This is a genomic window from Streptomyces sp. NBC_01264, from assembly GCF_026340675.1.
Classification (GTDB): domain Bacteria; phylum Actinomycetota; class Actinomycetes; order Streptomycetales; family Streptomycetaceae; genus Streptomyces.
The window spans coordinates 2,650,011-2,672,074 of sequence record NZ_JAPEOX010000001.1 but is presented as its reverse complement, the minus strand read 5'-3'; the positions used below and the strand labels follow the sequence as shown (position 1 = coordinate 2,672,074).

At 73.0% G+C, this 22,064-nt stretch carries 22 protein-coding genes; 14 read left to right on the top strand and 8 right to left on the bottom strand.

All coding sequences use genetic code 11. The annotated features are described in order from the left end of the window. Positions 1 to 135: 135 nt before the first annotated feature. The 7 genes from OG435_RS12215 (at position 136) to OG435_RS12185 (ending at position 3,595) form a co-directional block, all read left to right on the top strand. Entirely contained in the window at positions 136 to 357 is a 222-nt protein-coding gene (locus OG435_RS12215) for a helix-turn-helix domain-containing protein (RefSeq protein ID WP_204357858.1), read from the top strand. Positions 358 to 527: 170 nt separating this feature from the next. After that, positions 528 to 1,307, top strand: coding sequence for an enoyl-CoA hydratase/isomerase family protein (locus OG435_RS12210; protein ID WP_266876847.1), 780 nt, complete (start codon positions 528 to 530; stop codon positions 1,305 to 1,307). Between the two features lie 193 nt (positions 1,308 to 1,500). Continuing rightward, positions 1,501 to 1,935: an Asp23/Gls24 family envelope stress response protein gene (locus tag OG435_RS12205; RefSeq protein WP_266876846.1), complete on the top strand. Its 435-nt coding sequence runs from the start codon at positions 1,501 to 1,503 to the stop codon at positions 1,933 to 1,935. Positions 1,936 to 1,945: 10 nt separating this feature from the next. Further along, on the top strand, positions 1,946 to 2,158 hold the full coding sequence (locus tag OG435_RS12200) for a hypothetical protein (RefSeq protein WP_266876845.1): 213 nt from the start codon (positions 1,946 to 1,948) through the stop codon (positions 2,156 to 2,158). Further along, positions 2,155 to 2,523 (top strand): hypothetical protein, encoded by a 369-nt coding sequence (locus OG435_RS12195; RefSeq protein ID WP_266876844.1) that lies wholly within the window; start codon positions 2,155 to 2,157, stop codon positions 2,521 to 2,523. Before OG435_RS12200 ends, OG435_RS12195 begins: the two co-directional genes overlap by 4 nt. Further along, positions 2,520 to 3,050, top strand: a complete 531-nt coding sequence (locus OG435_RS12190) for a DUF6286 domain-containing protein (protein ID WP_266876843.1) — start codon at positions 2,520 to 2,522, stop codon at positions 3,048 to 3,050. Before OG435_RS12195 ends, OG435_RS12190 begins: the two co-directional genes overlap by 4 nt. Continuing rightward, complete coding sequence (locus OG435_RS12185) at positions 3,047 to 3,595, top strand: alkaline shock response membrane anchor protein AmaP (RefSeq protein ID WP_266876842.1); 549 nt, start codon at positions 3,047 to 3,049, stop codon at positions 3,593 to 3,595. Before OG435_RS12190 ends, OG435_RS12185 begins: the two co-directional genes overlap by 4 nt. Positions 3,596 to 3,657: 62 nt before the next feature. On the opposite strand, the gene OG435_RS12180 is transcribed toward OG435_RS12185, so the two are convergent. The 6 genes from OG435_RS12180 to OG435_RS12155 all read right to left on the bottom strand — a co-directional run bounded on the left by OG435_RS12180 (position 3,658) and on the right by OG435_RS12155 (position 10,141). Further along, complete coding sequence (locus OG435_RS12180; protein WP_266876841.1) at positions 3,658 to 4,413, bottom strand: SDR family oxidoreductase; 756 nt, start codon at positions 4,411 to 4,413, stop codon at positions 3,658 to 3,660. A gap of 10 nt (positions 4,414 to 4,423) precedes the next feature. Continuing rightward, on the bottom strand, positions 4,424 to 5,221 hold the full coding sequence (locus OG435_RS12175; protein ID WP_266876840.1) for an SURF1 family cytochrome oxidase biogenesis protein: 798 nt from the start codon (positions 5,219 to 5,221) through the stop codon (positions 4,424 to 4,426). Positions 5,222 to 5,350: 129 nt separating this feature from the next. Then, a complete protein-coding gene (locus OG435_RS12170; protein WP_112453882.1) occupies positions 5,351 to 5,584 on the bottom strand; it encodes a hypothetical protein in 234 nt (77 codons plus the stop codon). A gap of 127 nt (positions 5,585 to 5,711) precedes the next feature. After that, positions 5,712 to 6,701 carry a DEDDh family exonuclease gene (locus OG435_RS12165; protein WP_266876839.1) on the bottom strand — a complete coding sequence of 330 codons (990 nt, stop codon included), beginning with the start codon at positions 6,699 to 6,701 and terminating at the stop codon, positions 5,712 to 5,714. A gap of 49 nt (positions 6,702 to 6,750) precedes the next feature. Next, positions 6,751 to 9,372 carry an MXAN_6230/SCO0854 family RING domain-containing protein gene (locus tag OG435_RS12160; RefSeq protein ID WP_266881666.1) on the bottom strand — a complete coding sequence of 874 codons (2,622 nt, stop codon included), beginning with the start codon at positions 9,370 to 9,372 and terminating at the stop codon, positions 6,751 to 6,753. A 145-nt stretch (positions 9,373 to 9,517) separates the two neighbouring features. Beyond that, positions 9,518 to 10,141, bottom strand: a complete 624-nt coding sequence (locus OG435_RS12155; protein ID WP_266876838.1) for a TetR/AcrR family transcriptional regulator — start codon at positions 10,139 to 10,141, stop codon at positions 9,518 to 9,520. 141 nt (positions 10,142 to 10,282) lie between these two features. On the opposite strand from OG435_RS12155, the gene OG435_RS12150 reads away from it, so the two are divergent. The 4 genes from OG435_RS12150 to OG435_RS12135 are packed head-to-tail and all read left to right on the top strand — an operon-like array spanning position 10,283 to position 14,489. Further along, positions 10,283 to 11,080, top strand: a complete 798-nt coding sequence (locus tag OG435_RS12150; protein WP_266876837.1) for an acetoacetate decarboxylase family protein — start codon at positions 10,283 to 10,285, stop codon at positions 11,078 to 11,080. Then, positions 11,080 to 11,964, top strand: a complete 885-nt coding sequence (locus tag OG435_RS12145; RefSeq protein WP_266876836.1) for an SDR family NAD(P)-dependent oxidoreductase — start codon at positions 11,080 to 11,082, stop codon at positions 11,962 to 11,964. Before OG435_RS12150 ends, OG435_RS12145 begins: the two co-directional genes overlap by 1 nt. A 12-nt stretch (positions 11,965 to 11,976) precedes the next feature. Beyond that, complete coding sequence (locus tag OG435_RS12140) at positions 11,977 to 13,263, top strand: amidohydrolase family protein (RefSeq protein WP_266876835.1); 1,287 nt, start codon at positions 11,977 to 11,979, stop codon at positions 13,261 to 13,263. Continuing rightward, positions 13,260 to 14,489, top strand: coding sequence for an amidohydrolase family protein (locus tag OG435_RS12135; RefSeq protein ID WP_266876834.1), 1,230 nt, complete (start codon positions 13,260 to 13,262; stop codon positions 14,487 to 14,489). The genes OG435_RS12140 and OG435_RS12135 overlap by 4 nt, the downstream gene beginning before the upstream one ends. 23 nt (positions 14,490 to 14,512) lie before the next feature. Here OG435_RS12135 and OG435_RS12130 read toward each other — a convergent pair whose 3' ends face one another. Continuing rightward, complete coding sequence (locus OG435_RS12130; RefSeq protein WP_266881664.1) at positions 14,513 to 17,551, bottom strand: NACHT domain-containing protein; 3,039 nt, start codon at positions 17,549 to 17,551, stop codon at positions 14,513 to 14,515. Between the two features lie 131 nt (positions 17,552 to 17,682). On the opposite strand from OG435_RS12130, the gene OG435_RS12125 reads away from it, so the two are divergent. Genes OG435_RS12125 through OG435_RS12115 form a run of 3 tightly spaced genes read left to right on the top strand, consistent with a single transcriptional unit; the run spans position 17,683 to position 20,402 of the window. Continuing rightward, a complete protein-coding gene (locus OG435_RS12125; protein WP_266876833.1) occupies positions 17,683 to 18,588 on the top strand; it encodes a sterol desaturase family protein in 906 nt (301 codons plus the stop codon). Between the two features lie 26 nt (positions 18,589 to 18,614). Further along, positions 18,615 to 19,340, top strand: coding sequence for a lysoplasmalogenase (locus tag OG435_RS12120; protein WP_430625752.1), 726 nt, complete (start codon positions 18,615 to 18,617; stop codon positions 19,338 to 19,340). Between the two features lie 18 nt (positions 19,341 to 19,358). Beyond that, positions 19,359 to 20,402, top strand: coding sequence for a zinc-dependent alcohol dehydrogenase family protein (locus OG435_RS12115; RefSeq protein WP_266876832.1), 1,044 nt, complete (start codon positions 19,359 to 19,361; stop codon positions 20,400 to 20,402). Positions 20,403 to 20,493: 91 nt separating this feature from the next. On the opposite strand, the gene OG435_RS12110 is transcribed toward OG435_RS12115, so the two are convergent. After that, complete coding sequence (locus tag OG435_RS12110; RefSeq protein ID WP_266876831.1) at positions 20,494 to 22,041, bottom strand: S8 family serine peptidase; 1,548 nt, start codon at positions 22,039 to 22,041, stop codon at positions 20,494 to 20,496. Positions 22,042 to 22,064 lie beyond the last annotated feature (23 nt).

The following is a 22,064-nucleotide window of genomic DNA, read 5'->3' as shown; positions in this document are numbered from 1 at the left end:
GAGGGGATTCCGTTCTGCTCGTGTGTCCACGGTCCAAGAAATGCCGTAGTACCGACCTTGCTGAATGGGTGGCCAGGAAGCCGGGGAGGGGTGATCATGAGAAGTCCAGAGCGCACTTCCCATGAGGAGGCACGGGTGGCCGAAACTCTGAAGAAGGGCAGCCGGGTAACCGGCGCCGCGCGCGACAAGCTCGCGGCAGACCTGAAGAAGCAGTACGACTCCGGTGCGAGTATCCGGGCGCTGGCCGAATCGACTGGCCGGTCCTACGGATTCGTCCATCGGATGCTCAGCGAGTCCGGAGTCACGCTGCGTGGTCGCGGTGGCGCGACGCGCGGCAAGAAGGCGGCTACGGCCTGACCATTTGGTTCCCCTTGGTTCCAACGGTTTTCCGTAATCAGCTTCACGGTTCCAGTTCCACCGTCCTTCGGTGACCCCCGGTCGGCTCCATGGCCGGCTGGGTGGTTACTGTGCAGTCACTTAGGCCGAGATCGCGGCCGAACGACGGCGCAACCACCGGAGGCATACAGATGGCTCTGCTCGACAAGGACGGCGTACGGCTCACCGTCGACGACACGGTCGCCACGGTGACACTGACCAATCCTGCCAAACGAAACGCTCAATCCCCCGCGCTCTGGCGGGCGTTGACGGAGGCTGGAAGGTCGTTGCCGGGCACCGTCCGGGTCGTCGTGCTGCGCGGCGAAGGGCAGTCCTTCTCCGCAGGGCTCGACCGGCAGGCGTTCACCCCCGAAGGCTTCGAGGGCGAGCCGTCCTTTCTCGACCTGGCGCGCGGTTCGGAGGAACTGCTCGACTCCACCATCGCCGAGTACCAGGAGGCGTTCACCTGGTGGCGGCGCAACGACATCATCTCCGTGGCCGCTGTACAGGGGCACGCGATCGGTGCCGGTTTCCAGCTTGCCCTCGCGTGCGATCTGCGCGTCGTCGCGGACGACGTGCAGTTCGCCATGCGCGAGACCGGGTTGGGCCTGGTGCCCGACCTCGGCGGCACGCAGCCGCTGACCTCGACGGTCGGCTATGCCCGCGCGCTCGAAATCTGCGCGACGGGACGCTTCGTCCACGCCGAGGAGGCCGAACGGATCGGCCTCGCGAACCTGGTCGTCCCCGCGGGTGAGCTCGACGCGGCCGTCCAGGACCTCACCACCGCGCTGCTGGCTCCGCCGCGGGACGCGGTGATCGAGACGAAGGCGCTGCTTCGCGGTGCGGTGTCGCGCCCTTACGAGGACCAGCGCGCTGCTGAGCGTGCCGCCCAGGGCCGCCGCCTGCGGGACCTGGCCGGCCTGTCCGACTAACCGCGCCGCCGCGGCACGGGGGCCAGCCCCCGGACCCCCAGGGGGTCCGGGGCGCAGCCCCGGGGAACGGTGGAAGGGCGGGTAGGGGACTTCGCCCCGCGCAGCGGAGCCCCCGGCCGCGTCGGGACGGGCGCCGCCCGGGGCGCCGACTTACCGTGGGTCGGGAGCCCGTACGCGCGCGAAGGGATACGAGATGACCGAATCCGCCGCCACAGGCGGCACCGCCAAGCCCCCCGCCGACCGCGGCCGCACGAGCATCGCCGACGGCGTCGTCGAGAAGATCGCCGGCCTGGCCGCCCGCGAGGTGGACGGCGTCCACGCCATGGGCAGCGGCAGCGGCCTCTCCCGTACCTTCGGCGCCGTCCGCGACCGCGTCCCCGGCGGGGCCAAGTCCTCCGTCAGCCGGGGCGTGAAGGCGGAGGTCGGCGAGGTGCAGACCGCTCTCGACCTGGAGATCGTCGTGGATTACGGCGTGTCGATCCGGGACGTGGCCCGGGCCGTCCGTGAGAACGTCGTCTCGGCGGTCGAGCGGATGACCGGCCTCGAGGTCGTCGAGGTCAACATCGCGGTCAGCGACGTGAAGCTGCCGGACGAGGACGACGAGGAGCCGGAGTCCCGACTGCAGTAGAGGAGCCCGCATGAGCATGTCGGTCGTCGGCCTCGTGGCCGGCATGGCACTGGGGTTCGCCGGGTACTTCGGCGGGTTCGGGGCCTTCCTGCTGGTGTCCGCGCTCGGCGCCATCGGCTTCGTCGTGGGCCGGTTCCTCGACGGGGACCTGGAGCCGGGGGACTTCTTCCGTCCCAGGGACCGCGACCGGGACCGGGACCGGGACCGGGACCGGGACCGATGAGCACCCCCCGGCCCACCCCGCCCCGGGTGCCCGCCGCCGAGCGGGGAGCCACCCGGATCGCCGACCGGGTCGTCGCGAAGATCGCCGCCCAGGCGGCCCGGGAGGCGCTGACCCGACCCGCCCCGGACGCCGACCCACCGCACGCCACCGTCACCGTGCACCACGACATCGCCCGCGTCCGGGTGGTCCTGGAGCTGGCCTACCCCTCCGACCTCGCCGCCCAGTGCGCGGCCGTACGCCGCCAGGTCGCCCTGCGCGTCGAGGAGTGCGCGCAGATGGCCGTACCCGAGGTGGACGTCGACATCGAGCACCTGCGCCCCGCGCGCGGACGGCCCGCCGCCGGGCGGGACCGGCGGGTCCGGTGAGCGCCCGCTTCCGGTCGCCCCGGCGGCTCCCGGCCGCGGTGGGGGCGTGCGCCGTCCTCGGGGTGGCGGGGCTGTTCCTGTACGAGCTGGCGGCGGTACGGGCCCACCGCCCGGGCATGCGCTGGCGCGACGAGCTCTCGAGCGCCCTGGAGCGGCACACCCCGGCCGACCCCGGCGTGCTGATCGGCGGCGCGGCCCTGGCCCTCGCCGGGGCCGCGCTGCTGCTGTACGCCCTCACCCCGGGCCTGCGCGGGATCCTCCCCATGGCCTCCGGGCACCCGGAGGTCCGGGGCGGACTGGAACGCAAGGCCGCCGCACAGGTGCTGAGGGACCGGGTCATGGAGGTGTCCGGGGTGCGGTCGGCGCGGGTCAGTGTGGGCCGGTCCCGCATCGGTGTCCGGGCCGTGTCCCACTTCCGCGAACTGGACGACGTACGGGCCGATCTGGACGCGGTGCTGTCCGTCGGCGTCGCCGAGCTGGGCCTGGCCCGCGAGCTGCGGCCGAGGGTACGGGTGAACCGCCGGTGACCCTCGGGACGGTGAACCGGGTCCTGCTCGGGCTGCTCGGACTGGTCCTGCTGGCGGCGGGAGCGTCGGTGCTGGCCGCGACCGGGCCGTTCGAGGGCCGCCACGAACCGCTGCTGGCGCCGCACGGCCCGGGCTGGCCGGCGCCCTGGTGGGTGGTGCTCGCCGCACTCGGGGTCTGCGTCCTGCTGGCGCTGTGGTGGCTACTGTCCCAACTGCGGCGGGCCAGGCTCGCGGCGGTGCTCGTGGACACCGGCGACGGGGCGTTCGCCGTGCTGCGCGGACGGGCGCTGGAGGAGGCCGTCGAGGCCGATGTCCAGGAGGCAGTGGAGGGCGTGGCACGGTGCCGGGTCACCCTGCGCGGACGGCGCGGGGCCCCGGCCCTGCGGGTCGCCCTGGAACTGGAGCCGCACGCGGTGCCGGCCGACGTGCTGGCGGCCCTGGCCGGCCCGGTGCTGGGCCGGGCCCGCGGCTCGGCGGCGCTCCCGGCCCTCCCGGCGGAGGCCCGCCTGCACGTCACCCCGCGCCGGGCGCGGCGGGTGACGTGAGGCGGAGCCGGGGCTGACGGCGGCGGAGGATGACGGCGGTTCAGCCGGCGGTGGCGGGCGGCTCAGAAGCCGTGCCGGGAGCCGCCGTCCACCGGGAGCATGATGCCGGTCAGATAGGAAGCCGCCGGGGACAGCAGGAACGCCGCCGAGCGGCCGAACTCCTCCGGGGTGCCGTACCGCCGCAGCGGGATGCCCGCCTCGTTGCGGGTGCGGGCGAGGTCCGCGTCCCCGGACAGGGCGTCGAGCTCGCGGACCCGGTCGGTGTCGATGTGGGCGGGCAGCAGGCCGACCACCCGGATGCCGCGCGGGCCCAGTTCCACGGAGAGGGACTTCGCGAAGCCGGCCAGGCCGGGGCGCAGCCCGTTGGAGATGGTGAGTCCGGGGATCGGCTCGTGCACGGAGCCCGACAGGACGAAGCCGATGACCCCGCCGTCGGAGAGCTCGGCGGCCGCCGCCCGTGCGAGGCGGACCGCGCCCAGGAAGACCGACTCGAAGGCCGCCGACCACTGCGCGTCGGTGTTGTCGGCCGCCGAACCGGGTGCCGGGCCGCCGACGCTGATGAGGATGCCGTCGAGGCGGCCGAAGTGTTCCCGGGCGGCGGCGACGAGCCGGGAGGCGGCACCGGGGTCGGAGTTGTCGGCGGCCACGCCGACCGCGTTCGGGCCCAGCGCCTTGGCCGCGGCCTCGGCGCGCGCCGCGTCCCGGCCGGTCAGCATCACCTTGGCGCCGTCGGCGGTCAGTTCGCGGGCGGAGGCGAAGCCGAGGCCCCTGGTGGCGCCGGTGACGATGTAGACACGGTCCTTCAGTCCAAGATCCATGCCCGACACGCTACGCGGTCGCCACCGGCTCCCGCTCGGAAGCGCCGGTCCCGGCCGCGGCCGCCGCGTCGCGGTCGCGCTTCTCGCGCCGTACGAGCACGATCCAGCCCACCGGCACCGCGAAGGTGAAGAGCCACCACTGGATCGCGTACGCCATGTGCGGCCCGATCGAGTCGTGGTCGGGCTCGGCGACGGCCTCGGGACGGCCGTCGGCCGGGACCGGGGCGGTGAGTTCCAGGTAGCCGCCGAGGACGGGCTTGCCCAGGTACTGCGCCTGCTGCTTGCTGTTGATCAGCATCACCTGACGGTCCGGCAGGCCCTTGCGGTCCTTGATGCCGCTGCCGCCGCTGGTCTCGTCGGCCTTCAGCCGCCCGGTGACCGTGACCTCGCCGGTGGGCGCGGCCGGCACCGGCGGGTAGGCGCGCGGGTCGTCGCCGCCCGCGATCCAGCCGCGGTTGACGAGGACCGCCCGGCCGTCGGCCAGTACGAGCGGGGTCAGGACCTGGAAGCCGACCTTGTCGTCGTTGGAGGTGCGCATGCGCACGACGACCTCGTGCGCGGAGTCGTACGTACCGGTGGCGGTCACGGCACGCCAGTAGTCGGCGCGCGGGACCACGTGGCCGGGGGAGGTGACCTCGGTCACGGGGACCGGCTTCGCCCGCAGGTTCGCGTCGATCAGCTCGTTCTGCGCGACCCGGTGCTCATGGCGGTGGAACTGCCAGAACCCCAGCTTGATCATCGCGGGGATCAGGACGAGGCCGATGAGGGTGAGGCACACCCACTGCCGGGTCAGCACAAAGCGGTACACGCCCACGACGGTACCCCCAGCGGCGAGGACCCCGGCGGCCGGGTGGCCGTCCGGGGTCGTGGCGGAGATGAAGAGGGAGGTGACGGGGGGAGGGCGAGGGGAAGCGCGCCGGGGAGGACGGGACGGGAGTCAGACGCGGTCGGTGATGCCCACCTTCCCCTCCGCGCGGGCGCAGTGCCCTCCGCAGAACCACTGTCCCTCGACCTCGACGCCCTGCCCGATGATCTGGACCCGGCAGTGCTCGCAGATGGGCGCCATGCGGTGAATGGCGCAGGAGAAGCAGTCGAAGACGTGCACAGCTCCCTGTGCGTGGACTTCGAAGGACATGCCGTAATCGTTCCCGCAGACTTCGCAACGTGCCATGCGCCGCATGCTGCGCAGGCCGGACCGCCGGAACAAGATCCACCGGGGTGAGTCGCCGAGCGTGCACCCGGGCGGCCCAACGGCCGGCCCGACGGGCACCCGGACGGCGGCCCGGCCCCTCCCGTGCTCAGTCCCGCGCCGGAGCCACGTCCCGCAGCAGTTGGGTGAAGGCCGCCTCGTCGACGACGGGGGTCCCGAAGGACTTCGCCTTCACCGTCTTGGAGGTCGAGGAGTCCGGGTCGTTCGTCACGAGCAGGCTCGTGAGCCGGGACAGGCTCGTCGCGACGTGCAGGCCCGCCTCCACGGCGCGGTCCTCCAGCAGCTCCCGGTCCACCGAGGTGTCACCGGAGAACGCGATCCGCATGCCCTGCTTGAGCGGGGTGCCGTCCGCCCACCGCCCCGGATTCGGGTACGGGCACGGCGGCCGCTTGCGCGAGGCCCGCCAGCTCGACCCGACATTTCCACCGCCTGCCCCGTACGAGGCCTGGTACCCGACGCGCGGGGCGGCGGGCGCGTCCGACCACTCCGTGAGCGGCCGGCACTCCAGCAGGGGCAGCCGTACGTTGTCCCGCGCGGCCGCGTGCAGGGACGGACGGAACGCCTCCGCGAGGACCCGGGCATCGTCGAGCGCGTGGTGGGCGCGCTGCTGGACCACGCCGAAGTGCGCGGCGAGCGACTCCAGCTTGTGGTTGGGCAGCGGGAGGTTCAGTTCCTTCGACAGGGCGATGGTGCACAGCCGCTGGCGCACCGGAGCGGTGGCCTCGGCCCGCGCGTACTCGCGGGCGATCATCTGCCAGTCGAAGATCGCGTTGTGCGCGACCAGCACCCGGTCGGCGAGCCGGCCCGCGAACTCCTCGGCGATGTCCTTGAAGAGCGGCGCGTCCTGGAGCATGTCGCTGGTCAGACCGTGGATCCACACGGGGCCGGGGTCCCGGAGCGGGTTGACCAGCGTGTACCAGTGGTCCTCGACGTTGCCCTGAGCGTCAAGCCGGTAGACGGCGGCGGAGATTATCCGGTCGTCGCGAGCGAGCCCGGTGGTCTCCACGTCGACGACCGCGTACCCCTGTGGGTACGCGGTCGGCCACATCGTCTCTGCGGTCGTACGGTCGGCGAGCATGGTCACAGAGGATATCGGCCCGCGCCGACACCCGTGGCCCGATGCCCCTTCAGCTCAGCTCCGCCACGAGGTCCCCGGCCGTCACCCGGGCGAAGGACCCGGGTACTTCGGCGGGGCCGGGGAAGAGCCGGTAGGCCGTCCCCGAACCCCCTTCGGGGGCCACGCTCGCGCAGGTCAGCGCGAGGAACGCGCGCTTGCCGGCCGCCAGTTCGGCGGCCTCCGCGTCAGCGTCCGCGGGGGTCCGGCGCTCCTCGGGCGGCTCCAGGGCGGTGATGCGCGCGGCGAAGCCGGCCGGCTGCTCACCGGCCGCGGCGCGGTAGAGCCACACCTCGTCAGTGGCCGAACTCTCGGTGGCCCGCCTTATCACCGCCACCTCCCGGGTGCGGGCCGCGGCCCGCCACACGGTGAGGTCCCACAGGGTGGTGCGGGTGCCGGAGCCGAAGTGGGCGCAGACGTCCTCCGCGGCGGCGGCGAGCCGGTCGCCGCCGGCGGCGGCCACGCTCTGGTGGGACCCCGAAGGCGGCAGGTGGACGTCCGCCCACAGGGCCCGGCGGGCACCGAGGTCCACCACCATCGGCAGGTAGGCCCGGGACTCGCCGGTCAGGTCGAAACGCTGGCGCACGGTCCGGGGGTCGTACGAGGCGTCGCGCGGGCCGTCCGCCGGCAGCGCCATGAAGCCCGCGAAGGCGTCCGGCAGCTCCTCGAACGGCACGTTGTTGAAGCTGAACACCAGCGGCACCGCGTACGCGTCCCCGTGCTCGGCGAGCTTCGCCAGGTCCAGGTCCACGTACTCGGTGGCCCCGGCCGGAGCCGGCGCCGAGGTGAGGTCGCCGGAGTGCACGGCGGCGCCCTCCGGCCCGTGCCGGAGCTGCGTGTAGTCGCACCGGCCGGTGAACCGCCAGTCGGCGTCGAAGAAGGCGACGGACAGGTCGAGGTCGGTGCGGTTGCCCGCCGGCTCGGTCCAGTGCAGGAAGAGCCGCAGCACCTCGCCCGCGGGCAGGTTCTGCGAGCTGCCCCGGGGGACGGCGACCAGGGTCCTGGCCGCATCGCGCTCCGCGAAGGGCACGACCAGGTCCGCGAGCGCGGAATCGAGCACCGCCAGCTCGTACGGCTCCTCCTCGGGCCGGGCGAACCGGCGCAGCACCTCGGCCTCCAGCATCCCGGCGACCTCCCGGACCAGCGGCTCCGGCAGGGGCGGGCGGTCCTCCGCCACCGACAGGGCGCGGGTGACCTCGCCCCGCGGGAAGAACACCCGGCGCGCACCGAGCCGGTCCTCGGCGCGGACGCGCAGCGCTCCGAACGCGGAGAGCAGCGGGCCGGGGCCCACGGAGGGGAGTCCGCGCTGCAGAGCCCGCGCGAGCTCCGGGACGGGGTGCTCGCCGGTGTGCAGGCGCAGCAGGTGGTCGAGGCGCCGGACGAGTTCGCCCGGCCGCTGCCCGGCCAGCGCGGCGGCCGCCCCGGCGTCCCCTTCGGCGAGGGCCCGCTCCAGGCGGCCGCCCCAGGACGCGGGCCGGAGCCGCTCGTCCTGCACGCGCACGGCGTCCGGATGTGCGGCGGCGGTCTCCCGCAGAGCCGCGCCCAGCGGGCCGGTCAGCGGGGTGCCGCGCAGGACGGCGAAGGCGAGCGCGGCCCGCGGGTGACGGGCGTGCTGCTCGAAGGGGTGCAGGGTCTCGGCGGCCCGCTTCCAGCCGGTGGGGTGCCGCAGCAGGTCCTCGACGAGGTACGGGACCGGCAACGCGTCCAGCAGGGCCAGCAGTTCGCGCCGCAGCGGCCGGCCGAGGGAGACGAACCGGGAGGGCAGGGGCAGCAGCCCGGGATTGCCTCCGGACGCCACGGCGAGCAGCCGCAGCACGTCCGTGGCCGTGGTCAGCCACTCGGCGAGCAGGGGCCGCACGTGGTCCCGCGCGCCGGGACAGGTGAGCAGCGTGGCCAGGAGCAGCGCCTTGGTCTCCCGTACGGGGATTTCCCCGGGGAGCTCGCCGCGTGCGGCCGGGCTCAGCGGCAGCAGCGTGACCAGGTCCTCGCGGTCCTGCGGGGACAGCGGGGTCGCGCGGGCGAGCAGCGCCGCCACGATTGGCGTGGCGTCGGCGGCCGGGTCGGTGCCGAGCCGCAGCAGCCGGAGCGGACCGGGGTGGGCGGGCCTGGCCGCGCCGACGGCGCGTACGGGGCGCAGGAAGGGATCGGCGGGATCGAGCCGCCGATGGCACAGCGGGCAGCCCGCGTAATCGGCGCCGTCCCAGCACAGCCGGCACACCAGGTGGGCGCAGGGGGACACCGGGAAGACGGTGCGCTGCTCGCCGCAGAGCACGCACGGGTGGTCGGCCTGCTGGAGGAGGTGGGCGAAGACCCGGTCCACGTAGAGCCGTTCGGTGTCGCGCGGGGCGACCACCGGTGTCGCCGGGAAGCGGCGGAAGAGCGGGACGTGGCTCCGGTCGGCGCCGAGCAGGTCGTCGACCAAGGCGACGAGGCGGCTGTGGGCTGCGGCCAGTTCCTCGGTGGGCAGCGCGGCCAGGGCCGCGTAGAGCTCCGGGCTCACGGTGTGTCCGCGTCCCAGGAGTTCTGCTTCGAGTCTGCGCAGGGCGGGCCCGCCGGGTGCGGCGGCCTGGGCGGGTGTCCCGCCGACGTGGAAGGTCTGGAGCCGGCGCAGCAGGACGGACTCGACAGTGGCTATGGGTGTTTCCCTCCGTGAACGTGAAGAACGGGGGCGGGGAGTGGGCGCGCGGGATCGTCAGAGGAAGGGTGAGAAGGATGCGCGCCGGGGAGCCGCCCCCGTGTCCACGGATCCCATCACGGCGTCGCGGCGGGGCGCAAAGGAATTATCCGACCGGTGTCAGCAGGGCCCGCACCAAGGCCCTCAGGGTCAGCTGGAACAGCCGTTCCGGGTCCACCGGCCGGGCCAGCGCGCGGGCCAGCGGCGGGTCGTGCGGGGCGTCGGCCGGGTCCCAGAGCTCGCTCTCGGCGGGGGACTGGGCGGGGGAGCGTTCGCGATTGCGCTCGACCAGGACGAAGCCGATGATCTGGAACTGGATCGCGCGCACCGCGTCCGCGGCCCGGGCCCCGCGCAGGCCCGCCGCGTGCACCTCGTGGACCAGGGCCTGCTGGGCGGGCAGGAACATCCGGTCGGTGAGGCCGCGTTCGTGGACCATCGCGATCAGGTGCGGGCGCTCGCGCAGTTCGCGACGGAGTGTCCGGGCGACCGAGAGGATGCGGTCGCCGGGGGTGCGGCCGACCGGCCGGATGGCGCCGACCTCCTCCACGGTCCGCTCCACGAGGGCGTCGAGCAGGGATTCGCGGTTGCCCACGTGCCAGTAGATGGAGGTCACGGCGGTGCCCAGCTCGGCGGCGAGCTTGCGCATGGTGAGGGCGGCCGGGCCGTGCTGTTTGACCAGGGACGCGGCGGCGTCCAGTACCTCCGCGCGGGTCAGCGTGGTTCTGGTCATCGTGTCCGTCCCAACTTTCTGTCGATCCGTCAGATCGGTTACGTGCACGGGTCTTTACCCTTCATCGGCAGCGGTGTAACTGTGTTACAGAACCAGCTGCGTCAGAACCGACTGAGTCCTGGACGAAGGATGGTGCGATAGATGACACGCGTACGGTACGGAGCGCGCACCGAGGCCGAGATCGCCGCTTCGCGCGAGAAGAGTTCCAAGCTCCCCGACATCTGGTCCACCGGCGTGGTGGCCGTCTGGGAAACGGACCCGGACGTGGTGGCGGCGGTCCTGCCGCCTCCGCTGAAGCCCACGGAACGGCCCCTGGTGCGGGCCAACATCAGCAAGGTGGACCTGCCCGGCTACCCGCTCGGCGCCGGTTCGGTGGCCGTCGCCGCCCAGCACGACGGGGTCGAGGGCTGGTATCCGCTGGTCATGCCGATGAGCATGGAACGCGCCCTGATCGGTGGCCGCGAGGTCTTCGGCGAGCCGAAGAAGCTCGGCGAGATCACCGTCGAGCGCGAGGGTCTGGTCGTCCGGGCCTCGCTCGCCCGGCACGGGATCGCCTTCGTCGAGGTGCGCGGGGCGGTGGACCGCGAACTGCCGCTGCCGGAGCCCACCGTGAAGACCGACTTCTACTTCAAGTTCCTCCCCGCGGTGGACGGTTCGGGCTTCGATGCCGATCCGGTGCTGGTGCACTGCACGCGCAACGAGAAGGTCCGCAAGCTGGAGCACATCACCGGCGACGTGGTGCTCCGGGAGTCCATGTTCGACCCCATCGCCGACCTCCCCGTACGCCGCCTCGTCGAGATCACCATCGGCGAGAAGACCACGGACCAGCGGGGCAAGGTCGTCGAGCGGGTCAGCGCCCAGGCCCTGCTCCCGTACATCCACCAGCGCTACGACGACCCGATGCAGATCCTCGACGGACCGCCCGAGGGGAGCGTCTGATGCGACTGGAACCGGGACAGGTGGCCGTGGTCACCGGAGCCGCCAGCGGCATCGGCCTCGCGATGGCCCGCCGCTTCGCCGCCGAGGGACTGAAGGTGGTCCTCGCCGACGTGGAGGAGGGCGCCCTGCGCAAGGCCGCCGACGAACTCGCCGCCGACGGCGCCGAGGTGCTCGCCAAGATCGTCGACGTCAGCGACCGGGACTCCGTGATGTCCCTGGCCGACGCCGCGTACGAGACCTTCGGCGCCGTGCACGTCCTCTGCAACAACGCGGGCGTCGGCTCCGGTGCCGAGGGCCGCATGTGGGAGCACGAGCCCAACGACTGGAAGTGGGCCTTCTCCGTCAACGTCTGGGGCGTCTTCCACGGCATCCAGGCCTTTGTCCCCCGCATGATCGCGGCAGGCGGCCCCGGCCACATCGTCAACACCTCCTCCGGCGACGGCGGCATCGCCCCGCTGCCCACCGCCTCGGTCTACGCGGTCACCAAGGCGGCCGTGGTGACCATGACCGAGTCGCTCTACGCCCACCTCAAGGCGGAGGGCGCGGCCATCGGCGCCTCCGTGCTCTTCCCCGGACCGCACATGCTGCGCACCGGCCTGTGGGAGTCGCACCGCAACCGGCCCGACCGGTACGCCAAGGAACGCCCGCGCAAGTCCCCGTACCGCAGCCTCGACCAGTACGAGTCCGCCATGAAGAAGGCCGGCCACGAGGTGAACTTCACCCCGGTCGAGGACGTCGCGGACCACGTGGTGGACGGCATCCGCGCCGACCGCTTCTGGATGCTGCCCGACAGCGAGCATAGCGACCGGCAGATCCGCGCCCGATCGCAGTCGATGCTCGACCGCGCCAACCCCGCCTACCTGGAAAGTTTCATCCTCGACTGAGGAGCCTCAATCGTGAGTGCGTACGAAGACCCGTACCTGATCATCTCCTCCGACTGCCACGCGGGGCTGCCCACCGAGCAGTACCGCCCCTACCTGGACAGCGCCTTCCACCCGCAGTTCGACGAGTTCCTCGGCCAGCGCGACGCCCGCCGCGCCGAGGCCACCAAGCTGGGCGTGCGCAACGAGGCCTTCGCCGAGAAGTGGTTCCACGACCACGAGGAAGGCCTCCGGGGCGGCTGGGACGTCGCGCAGCGGCTGAAGGAGCTCGACGGCGACGGCGTGGCCGCCGAAGTCGTCTTCCCCGACGCCGACGCCGTGGACAGCCAGACCGCCGCCCCCTTCGGGGTGGGCCTCGGCCTCTCCGGCGACCAGGACCCCGAGCTCGGCATGGCCGGCGCCCAGGCGCACAACCGGTGGCTCGCCGAGTTCGTGTCCGAGAACCCCGAGCGGCACTGCGGGGTCGCCCTGCTGCCCATCACCGGCGAGCCCGACAAGGTCGTCGCCGAGATTTACCGGGCGAAGGCCTCCGGGCTGGGCGCCCTGATGATCCCGGCCATGTGGGTGGACAAGGCCCCGTACCACGACCGCCGTTACGACCCCGTGTGGGCGGCGGCGGCCGAGACGCAGATGCCGATCGTCACCCACTCGGGCTCCTCGCCGCGCCACGAGTACGGGGACCACCTGGGCATCTTCGTCTCCGAGGTCACCTGGTGGCCGGCCCGCCCGCTGTGGTTCCTGCTCTGGTCCGGGGTCTTCGAGCGGCACCCGGGGCTGAAGTTCGGCGTCGCCGAGTCGGGCTGCTGGTGGCTGCCGAACCAGCTCTGGTTCATGGACCGGCTCTACCTCGGCGCGCACGGCGGCAAGAAGCTCTCGCCGTTCGAGGAGCTGAAGCGGCCGCCGAGCGAGTACCTGGACCGGCAGGTGTTCATCTGCGCCACCAACACCAAGCGGCGCGAGCTGGCCCAGCGCTACGAGATCGGTGTGGACAACATCCTGTGGGGCTCGGACTTCCCGCACCCCGAGGGGACCTGGCCGAACACCCGCACCTGGCTGAAGAACACCTTCCACGACATCCCCGTCGAGGAGACCCGCCGGATGCTGGGCCTGGCCGCCGCCGAGGTCTTCGGCTTCGACACCGAGAAGCTGGCGCCGATCGCCCGCCGCATCGGCCCCACCGCCGCCGAGCTCGGCCAGAGCGCGGACCAGGCGGCCGTCGAAGCCTCCTGGGCGCGCTCGCGCGACGTGGGCCGGCACTGGCTGACCGACAACGACTTCCCGGTGCTGGGGGTGAACCGGTGAGTGCGAGCTCCGAGGACCGCTACACGGTCATCTCCGCCGACTGCCACGCGGGCGCCGACCTGCTGGACTACAAGCCGTACCTGGAGAAGCGCCACCACGAGGAGTTCGACGCCTGGGCCGCGACCTACGTCAACCCGTACGAGGACCTCCTCGCGGACACCGCCGACCGCAACTGGAACTCCCAGCGGCGCCTGACCGAGCTCGAAGCCGACGGGATCGTCGCGGAGGTGCTCTTCCCGAACACCATCCCGCCGTTCTTCCCCAAGGCCTCGCTGATGGCCCAGCCCCCGACGGCGGCCGAGTACGAGATGCGCTGGGCCGGGCTCCAGGCCCACAACCGGTGGCTGGCGGACTTCTGCGCGGACGCGCCGGGCCGCCGGGCGGGCGTGGTCCAGATCCTGCTGAACGACGTGGACGCGGCGGTCCAGGAGATCCGCCGCACCCGCAACGCGGGCCTGACCGGCGGCATCCTGCTGCCCGGCGTCCCGCCCGGCTCCACCGTTCCGGAGCTCTACTCGGAGGTCTACGACCCGATCTGGGCCGTCTGCGACGAGCTGGACGTCCCGGTCAACCACCACGGCGGCTCCGCCTCGCCGCCGCTGGGCGACGAGCCGGCGGCGCGGGCCGTCTTCATGGTGGAGACCACCTGGTTCTCCCACCGGGCCCTGTGGCACCTCGTCTTCGGCGGGGCCTTCCGCCGCAACCCCGGGCTGAAGCTCGTCCTGACGGAGCAGGGATCCGGCTGGATCCCGGGCGTGATCGAGATGCTGGACTACTACCACGGCCGCCTGGTCGCGGCCTCGGCCACCGCCGAGGCGAAGTTCGGGGCCGGGCTGGCGGAGTCCATGGGCAAGGGGCCGAGCCAGGTCTGGCGGGACAACTGCTTCGTGGGAGCGAGCTTCATGCGCCCCCACGAGGTCCCGCTGCGGGACCGGATCGGGCTCGACAAGATCATGTGGGGCAGCGACTACCCCCACGACGAGGGCACCACGCCCTACTCCCGCGAGGGCCTGCGCATCGCCTACGCGGGCCTGCCCCGCGAGGAGGTCGCCGCCATGGTCGGTGGCAACGCCGCCCGGGTGTACGGCTTCGACCTCGCCCTCCTCGACGCGGTGGCCGCCAAGCACGGCCCCCTCGTCTCGGAGGTCGCGCAGCCCCTGACGGAGGTCCCGGCGGACGCCACCAGCCCGGCCTTCGCCCGAGGGGGCTCGGTCCGGGTCTGGTGACGGGGCGGTCCCGCCGGAGCGGCTCAGTCCTTGCGGACCAGCCGCTCCGGCGGGATCAGTTCCGCCCCGGTCACGTGCGTGCCCCGGCGGAGCTCGATCACCAGCTCCGCCATGGGCGCGAGCGGCGCCAGGTCCACGGTCCCCAGGCACTCGCTCAGCACCAGCCGGCGCAGCGCCGGCAACTCCGCCAGCGCCTCCAGCGATCCCTCCAGGGCGCACCGGATCAGGAAGAGCCGGCCGAGGCGTTCGTACGGCAGGAGCGCCCCGGCCGACACGGGCGCGGCGTGCCGGATCTGCAGGCCCGTCAGTCCCCGCAGCGGCAGCGAGCGCACCAGCTGCCGGTACTGGGTGCTCCCGGCGATCGTCAGCGTCTCCACCGCCGGCCACCGCTCGATTCCGTCGAGCGTCATCCGGCGGGCCCCCTGCCACAGGTGCAGCGCGGTCAGCGTCTGCGCCGCGGGGACGTCCCCGATCCGCCGTTCCTCCGGTTCGAAACCGATGACCAGGGAGCGCAGCCCCGCCGCCCCCGCCAGCGGGGTGAGCGGGAGGTCGTCCCGCAGATAGCCGAACGCCAGGCTGTCCGCCCGCAGTTCGCCCACCACTTCGATCCCGGTGACCTTCGGGCAGTCCAGGACGCCCAGGTGCCGCAGCGAGGACTGCCCGGCCAGCGGGGACAGGTCGGACAGTGCCGCGTTGCGGTGCAGGACCAGGGACTCCAGGTTCCGCCGCTGCGAGATCTCCCGCGGGACCGGGCCGTCCCAGCTGACGTGCACCCGGTTGATGTGCGGCAGCCGGTCCAGGGCCCGCAGCTGTCCGGCCGTGCGCACGTGCAGGTGGGCCGTGCGCATGGGGGCGTCCGCGAGCACCGCGTCCGTGTAGGAGTCCAGCGGGAACCGCCCCCAGGCGTCCGATAGTTCGCGCCCCACCTCGTAGCGGTCGTCGGTCCGGAACCCCGCGACCACCTGGAGCGCCCGGTCGCCACCGACCAGCGCCGCCGTACGGACCGTGGCGGCGGCCTCGCCCTCGGCGAGCCCGGCCGGTTCGGGCAGCAGCTCCAGCACCAGCTCGCCGGCCTTGGCCAGTTCCTCGGCCTGCGCCGGGGAGCGAGGGGGCAGCAGGAGGGCCGTACGGGCCTTCACCTCGCGCCAGACCTGCGGATCGAGCTCCGGCGCGTGCTCCAGGCAGGCGGCCGCGAGCAGCACCAGCCGGCTCCGGTCGGGCTCCGACTGATCGGCTCGGGCCAGCAACTCCCTTAGGAGATAGGCCCGTTCGTCGGGCCGGGCGTGTCCCACGGCCATCCGGACCACGTTGTCCCAGGTGTACTCGTGCGCATTGCGCACCAGGACGCCGAAGTCCCGCGCCTCCACGGCGGCCTTGGCGCCGAGGTAGTCCTGGAAGGTCTGGTGGACGAACAGGACCGAGCCCGCCACCGGTTCGCGGAGCAGCCCGCTGCGGATCAGCAGGTGCCGGAACACCGTCTGCGCGTCGGCCTGGGCCCTGACCTGCGGCATGGAGTCGAGGGCTTCGGCGATCATCCCGATCGTCCCGGCCTCGGACGCCTCCACCTGGCCGTTGCGGATCAGCCAGTACGCGAGCCGCTGGAGCAGCAGGGTCTGCTCGTCCCGGCTGAGGTAGACGCCCTCGATCCCGGAGATGTCGCGCTCGCTGTCGCGGCGGATCAGCAGCATGTCCAGGGCCGTGTCGTAGAGCTCCTTGCGGGCCCGCGGCAGGTGCATCCGGCGGTCCCGGTTCAGGGCGCACAGCAGGGCGCACATCAGCGGGTTCGTCGCGAGCCTGCCCAGGTCCCGGCGCGACGCCACCTCCCGCAGGAGCGCCTTCTCGTACCGGTCGAGCAGCTCCCGCTCCACCTCGGCGCCCTCGCCGTCCGCCTCCTCCCGGGCGGAGGCGTGCCAGTGGGTGATGAAGGCGCCCACGTCGTCGCGGTCCATGGGGAGCAGGGCGAGGGAGGAGAAGCCGTGGGTGGTCAGCCAGTCCTCCGGTACGGCCGAGTGGCGCGTGGTGACCACGAAGCGGGCCGCCGGGTACGCGGTGAGCAACGCCCGCAGCCAGGACTCGGTCCTGACGCGCAGGCGCGGTGGCACCTCGTCGACCCCGTCGACCAGGACGAGCGCCCGCCCCGAGGAGAGGAGCCCGGCGACCCACCCCTCCGGGGCCCGCAGGGGTACGCCGGTCGCCGTCAGCCAGTCCTCGGGGGCGGGGAGGCCGACGGGGGAGTTGAAGGAGCGCAGGGGCAGGACGAAGGGGACCAGGCCGTTCCAGTCACGCAGCTGGTCCGTGAAGGTGCTCCGGGCGGCGTTCAGGGCCAGCCACTGGACGAGGGTGCTCTTGCCGGAGCCGGCCGGACCGCGCAGCAGGACCCGCTCCGCGGCGTTCAGGGCCACGTCGGCCTTGACCGAGGTCTGCAGGCCGGGCTCGCCGAGGAGTTCCCCGCCGCTGACGGCGAGGCTGATGTAGGCCAGGTCCAGCGACCAGTCCCCGCGGGCCTGGCCGAGCGTCAGCCCGAACAGCTGGACCCGCCCTTGCGTCTTGGCCACGTACCGCGCGTACCGCTCCTCGAACTCCTCGGCCCCGGAACCGGCGCCCCCGGTGTTCCCCGGGCGCACCGCGTTCCCCGCGGCCTCCGCGCCGCCCGCGCCCTCCGCGCCCGTCGACTCCGCCGCGTGCGCCCGGCACAGCGCGACCAGTTCCCGGTAGGCGGCTCCGGCCGCCGCGCTCAGGGCCGCCGGGGGCGGGGGCGCCGAGGCCGCCGCCGTGCCGGGTTCCGCCGCGAACAGGGCCCGGGCCTCCCGCGGGCCCAGCGCGGCGAACGCGGCGCCGACCGCGTGCACCGCCGCCCGCCGGTCGGGCTCCGGGAGCTCCGCGCCCGCCTCCGTCAGCCGGGCCGCCAGCTCGCGCGCGAGGCGCCGTACGGCGGGATCGCCCGGCTTCACCGGCCTGAGCCGTCGCGCCCCCGGCCAGGACTTCGCCCGTGCCCGCGCCACGGCCTCGGCCGCCCGTAAGGCCACCGCCTCGAACTCCTCGGACCCCTCGTCGAAGCTCATCGTCCCCACGCCCTCCCCTTGGCCCGGACACCCTCACCCGGAAGCATCTCGTGAACCGTCGGTAACACCGATGGATACCGATCGGTAACAACCTCTAGCCGAGCCCCCGAACCCGCCTCTATGGTGCGGACATGCCGAACCTGCCCGATGTCGTGCTGTGGTCCATACCCGCCTTCGTCCTGCTCACCGTCATAGAGCTCGTGAGCTACCGCATCCATCCCGACGAGGACGCCGCCGGGTACGAGACCAAGGACGCCGTCACCAGCCTCGGCATGGGGATCGGCAGCCTCGGCTTCGACTTCCTCTGGAAGATCCCGATCGTCGCGATCTACACCGCGGTCTACGAGCTCACCCCGCTGCGGGTCCCCGTCCTGTGGTGGACCGTTCCGCTGATGCTGCTCGCCCAGGACTTCCTCTACTACTGGCAGCACCGCGGCCATCACGTCATCCGGATCCTGTGGGCCTGCCACGTCGTCCACCACAGCAGCCGCAAGTTCAACCTCACCACCGCCCTGCGCCAGCCCTGGACCAGCGCCACCTCCTGGCCGTTCTACCTCCCGATGATCGCGCTGGGCGTGCACCCGGCCGCCATCGCCTTCTGCTACTCGGTCAACCTCGTCTACCAGTTCTGGATCCACACCGAGCGCATCGACAAGCTGCCCCGGCCGATCGAGTTCGTCTTCAACTCCCCCTCCCACCATCGCGTCCACCACGCCTCCCAGGGCGGCTACCTGGACCGCAACTTCGGCGGCATCCTGATCGTCTGGGACCGGATGTTCGGCTCCTGGGTGGGGGAGACCGACAAGCCCGTCTTCGGCCTCACCAAGAACATCGGGACCTACAACCCGCTGCGCGTCGCCACCCACGAGTACGCCTCCATCGCCCGGGACGTACGCGGGGCCACCACCTGGCGCGAGCGCGCCGGACGCGTGTTCCGCGGCCCGGGCTGGCAGCCCGCGCAGGCCGAGCGGGCCGCGGAGCCGACGCGGGCCACCCCGGCGGAGGCGCCCGCGCCCGCCCCGGAGCACGCCGCGTGAGCGCCACCGGATCCACCGACCGCGCGCTGTCCCGTACGCGGTCCCGTACGCCCTCCTGGGCGCGCACCGCCGTCCCCGAGGGCTCCGGCTTCGCCACCAGGGCGCTGCTCGCCGCCTTCGCCGTCGCCACCGCCCTGGACCTCGGCTCCCTGCTGGCGGGCTGGCACACCGGGCACCTCCTCGCCAAGCCGCTGCTGATGCCGCTGCTCGTCGCCTACGTCATCACCCGCCGCGCCCCCCGCCTGCTGATCGCGGCCCTGCTGTTCGGCTGGGGCGGGGACCTCGCCCTGCTCTTCGACGCCGATCCCGCCTTCCTGATCGGCATGGGCTCCTTCGCCGCCGGGCACGTCTGCTACCTCATGCTTTTCAGAGGGCACAGTCTCTTCGGCCGCCGCCGTACGGGCCCCCTGCTCGGGGCCGCGTACGCCGCCGCGCTCCTGTCCACCGTCACGCTGCTCTGGGGCGACCTGCCCGCGGAGCTGCGGATCCCGGTCGCCGGGTACAGCCTGCTGCTCACCGCCATGGCCTACCGCTCCGCCGCCCTGGGCCGGCGGGCCGGGCTCGGCGGGGCGCTGTTCCTGATCTCCGACACGCTCATCGCCACCGGGGTCGCCGAGTGGCCGCAGCTGCCCCGCCCCGACTTCTGGGTCATGGCCACCTACCTGGCGGCCCAGTACCTGCTGGCCACGGGAGCGCTCGCGCCGGAGCGGGCGTACGGTAGGGAGGCCCTACAGGGCTCAACCATTTCCTAGCCGGAGGACTGCACCACCATGCGCGCCACCGTCATCCACGCCCCGCACGACATCCGCGTGGAGGAGGTGCCCGACGCTGCGATCCAGCGCCCCGAGGACGCCGTCGTCCGCGTCCTGCGCGCCTGCATCTGCGGCAGCGACCTCTGGGCCTACCAGGGCGTGGCCAAGCGCCAGCCGGGCCAGCGGATCGGGCACGAGTTCCTCGGCGTCGTCGAGGAGACCGGCTCCGCCGTCTCGGACCTGCGCGCCGGCGACCTCGTCGTCGCCCCCTTCATGTGGTCCGACGGCACCTGCGCCTACTGCGTCGAGGGCCTCTACACCTCCTGCGAGCACGGCGGCTTCTGGGGCTCGGTCGGCCACGACGGCGGCCAGGGCGAGGCCGTCCGCGTCCCGCACGCCGACGGCACGCTCGTGAAGCTGCCCGCCGACGCCGTCTCCGACGACCACCTGCTGACCGCGCTGCTCGCGCTGTCCGACGTCATGGGCACCGGCCACCACGCCGCGCTGGGCGCGGGGGTCCGCAAGGGCTCCACGGTCGCCGTCGTCGGCGACGGCGCGGTCGGCCTGTGCGGCGTCCTCGCCGCCAAGCGCCTGGGCGCCGAGCGGATCATCGCCCTGGGCCGGCACACGGTCCGTACGGACATCGCCAAGCTCTTCGGGGCCACCGACGTCGTCGCCGAGCGCGGCGAGGCCGCCGAAGCGGCCGTGCGCGAGCTCACCGGAGGCCAGGGCGCCCACTCCGTCATCGAGGCGGTCGGCACCGAGATGTCCATGCGCACCGCGGTGAACATCGCCCGCGACGGCGGGGCCATCGGCTACGTCGGGGTCCCGCACGGCAGCGGCACCGGCCTCGACCTCGGTGTCATGTTCGACCGCAACCTCACCCTGCGCGGCGGGGTCGCGCCGGTCCGCGCGTACATCCCCGAGCTGCTCGCGGACGTGCTCAGCGGTGCGATCGACCCCTCGCCCGTCTTCGACCGGGCCGTCACCCTCGACGAGGTCCCGGAGGGCTACCGGGCGATGGACGACCGCAGCGCGCTGAAGGTCATGATCAAGCCCTGACCGCAGGGCGGTAGGGGCGCGGCAACGCGAGGAAGGGCCGGGCGGGATGTTCCCCGCCCGGCCCTTCCGCGCTTCAGCGGATTCAGCCGGCTTACTTCACGGCCTTCAGCGCGTCGACCATGCCGTAGCCGTCGTAGCTGTTCTGGCCCCACTTGCTGTTGCAGGTGGCGGCGTCGACCAGCACGCCCGTGGCGTCGTAGACCTTCTCGGGGCAGGCCGTCTTCGTGGCCTGGACCTTGAGGAGCAGCTGGAGCTGCGCCGGGCTCGCCCACGGGTGGCGGCTCTTGAGCAGGGCCGCGACACCGGCGACGTGCGGGCCGGCCATCGAGGTGCCCTGCTTGTAGCCGTAGCCGCCGCCCGGGAGGGTGGACAGCACGCGGCCGTTGGCGTCCGGGGTGGCGGGTATCTGCCACTTGTCGCCGCCGGGGGCCGTGACGTCGACGACGCCCAGGCCGTAGCTGGAGTAGTACGACTTGAAGCCCTTGTCACCGGTCGCGGCCACCGTGACCACACCCGGGAGCTGGGTGGGCACGTCCAGGCAGACGTGCGGGTCGATGGTGCGGGGCACCGGGGTGGTGTCGTTCGGGCTGGTGTCGTCCACGATGGCGTCGGACGCCAGGTCGTGGTTCGAGTTGCCCGCCGAGGCCACGCTGAGGACGCCCTTGCGCTCGGAGTACTGCGTCGCCCGGGTGAGGGCCTCCACCAGCGCCTTCTGGTCGTCGTCCGACTTGCAGTTGTAGAGCCAGGGGTCGACGTAGTAGCTGTTGTTGGTCACCTCGATCCCCTTCTCGGCGGCGAACATGAAGGCGCAGACGACGGCCTCGGTGTAGAAGAGGCTGGTCGCCGGCTCGCTCACCTTGATCGCGGCCACCTGGACGCCGGGCGCCACACCGCTGATGCCGACCCCGTTGCGCGGGGCCGCGATGGTGCCCGCCACGTGGGTGCCGTGGTCGCTGCCGTCGGCGTACGGGCGCCAGGAGCCCTCGGTGGTGTCGGCGACGCCGCCGACACAGTTGGCGGACTGGCCCTTGGAGAAGTTCGCGGCGAGATCCGGGTGAGTGTCGTCGACACCCGTGTCGATGACCCCCACCGTCACGTTCCGGCTGCCATCGTTGATCTTGTGAGCCTGGTCCGCCTTGATCGCGCGCAGGTCCCACTGGTTCGACTCCAGGGGCTCCTGTCCGGGCTCGGCCTGCGCCGCCGCCTTGGCGGCGTCCGCGTCGCTGAGGCGCTGCGTCGACCCCTCCTCGTCGGTCTGCACGACCGACAGGGGAGCCGTACGGGTGGCGCCGACCGAGACGAACAGGCTCCGCTGGCCGCGGAGCTGCTTGGCGAACCCCGGGTTCTGCGAGTGGGCTACGACCACTCCGATCTGCTCATATGCGATCACCACGGTGCCGCCGGCACGCTCGATCGCCTTCTTCGCCTGCTTCACGCTTCCGTACGAGGTCAAGTTGGCCACGTAGGACAGCTTGGGGCCGGAGGTGTCGGGCGTGGCGGTGGCCGAGGCGTCAGCCGTCGTGCCGAGCGGAGCGGCGGAGGCCGCGACCGAGGGCAGGAAGGCGAGCGAGGCGGTGAGCGCCAGGCCGACCGGAACGGCGAGAGCGCGCCGCCGGTTACCGGTTCCCAGATGAGCCATGGGTTCTCCACATCATCGTGAAA

Coding starts and splice junctions, on each gene's coding strand:
- OG435_RS12165 (WP_266876839.1), bottom strand. CDS start 6,701: ATGCTCGCCGACCGTACGACCGCAGAGACGATGTGGCCGACCGCGTAC.
- OG435_RS12180 (WP_266876841.1), bottom strand. CDS start 4,413: ATGGATCTTGGACTGAAGGACCGTGTCTACATCGTCACCGGCGCCACC.
- OG435_RS12150 (WP_266876837.1), top strand. CDS start 10,283: ATGACACGCGTACGGTACGGAGCGCGCACCGAGGCCGAGATCGCCGCT.
- OG435_RS12125 (WP_266876833.1), top strand. CDS start 17,683: ATGCCGAACCTGCCCGATGTCGTGCTGTGGTCCATACCCGCCTTCGTC.
- OG435_RS12115 (WP_266876832.1), top strand. CDS start 19,359: ATGCGCGCCACCGTCATCCACGCCCCGCACGACATCCGCGTGGAGGAG.
- OG435_RS12155 (WP_266876838.1), bottom strand. CDS start 10,141: ATGACCAGAACCACGCTGACCCGCGCGGAGGTACTGGACGCCGCCGCG.
- OG435_RS12210 (WP_266876847.1), top strand. CDS start 528: ATGGCTCTGCTCGACAAGGACGGCGTACGGCTCACCGTCGACGACACG.
- OG435_RS12195 (WP_266876844.1), top strand. CDS start 2,155: ATGAGCACCCCCCGGCCCACCCCGCCCCGGGTGCCCGCCGCCGAGCGG.
- OG435_RS12145 (WP_266876836.1), top strand. CDS start 11,080: ATGCGACTGGAACCGGGACAGGTGGCCGTGGTCACCGGAGCCGCCAGC.
- OG435_RS12110 (WP_266876831.1), bottom strand. CDS start 22,041: ATGGCTCATCTGGGAACCGGTAACCGGCGGCGCGCTCTCGCCGTTCCG.
- OG435_RS12170 (WP_112453882.1), bottom strand. CDS start 5,584: ATGGCACGTTGCGAAGTCTGCGGGAACGATTACGGCATGTCCTTCGAA.
- OG435_RS12130 (WP_266881664.1), bottom strand. CDS start 17,551: ATGAGCTTCGACGAGGGGTCCGAGGAGTTCGAGGCGGTGGCCTTACGG.
- OG435_RS12205 (WP_266876846.1), top strand. CDS start 1,501: ATGACCGAATCCGCCGCCACAGGCGGCACCGCCAAGCCCCCCGCCGAC.
- OG435_RS12200 (WP_266876845.1), top strand. CDS start 1,946: ATGAGCATGTCGGTCGTCGGCCTCGTGGCCGGCATGGCACTGGGGTTC.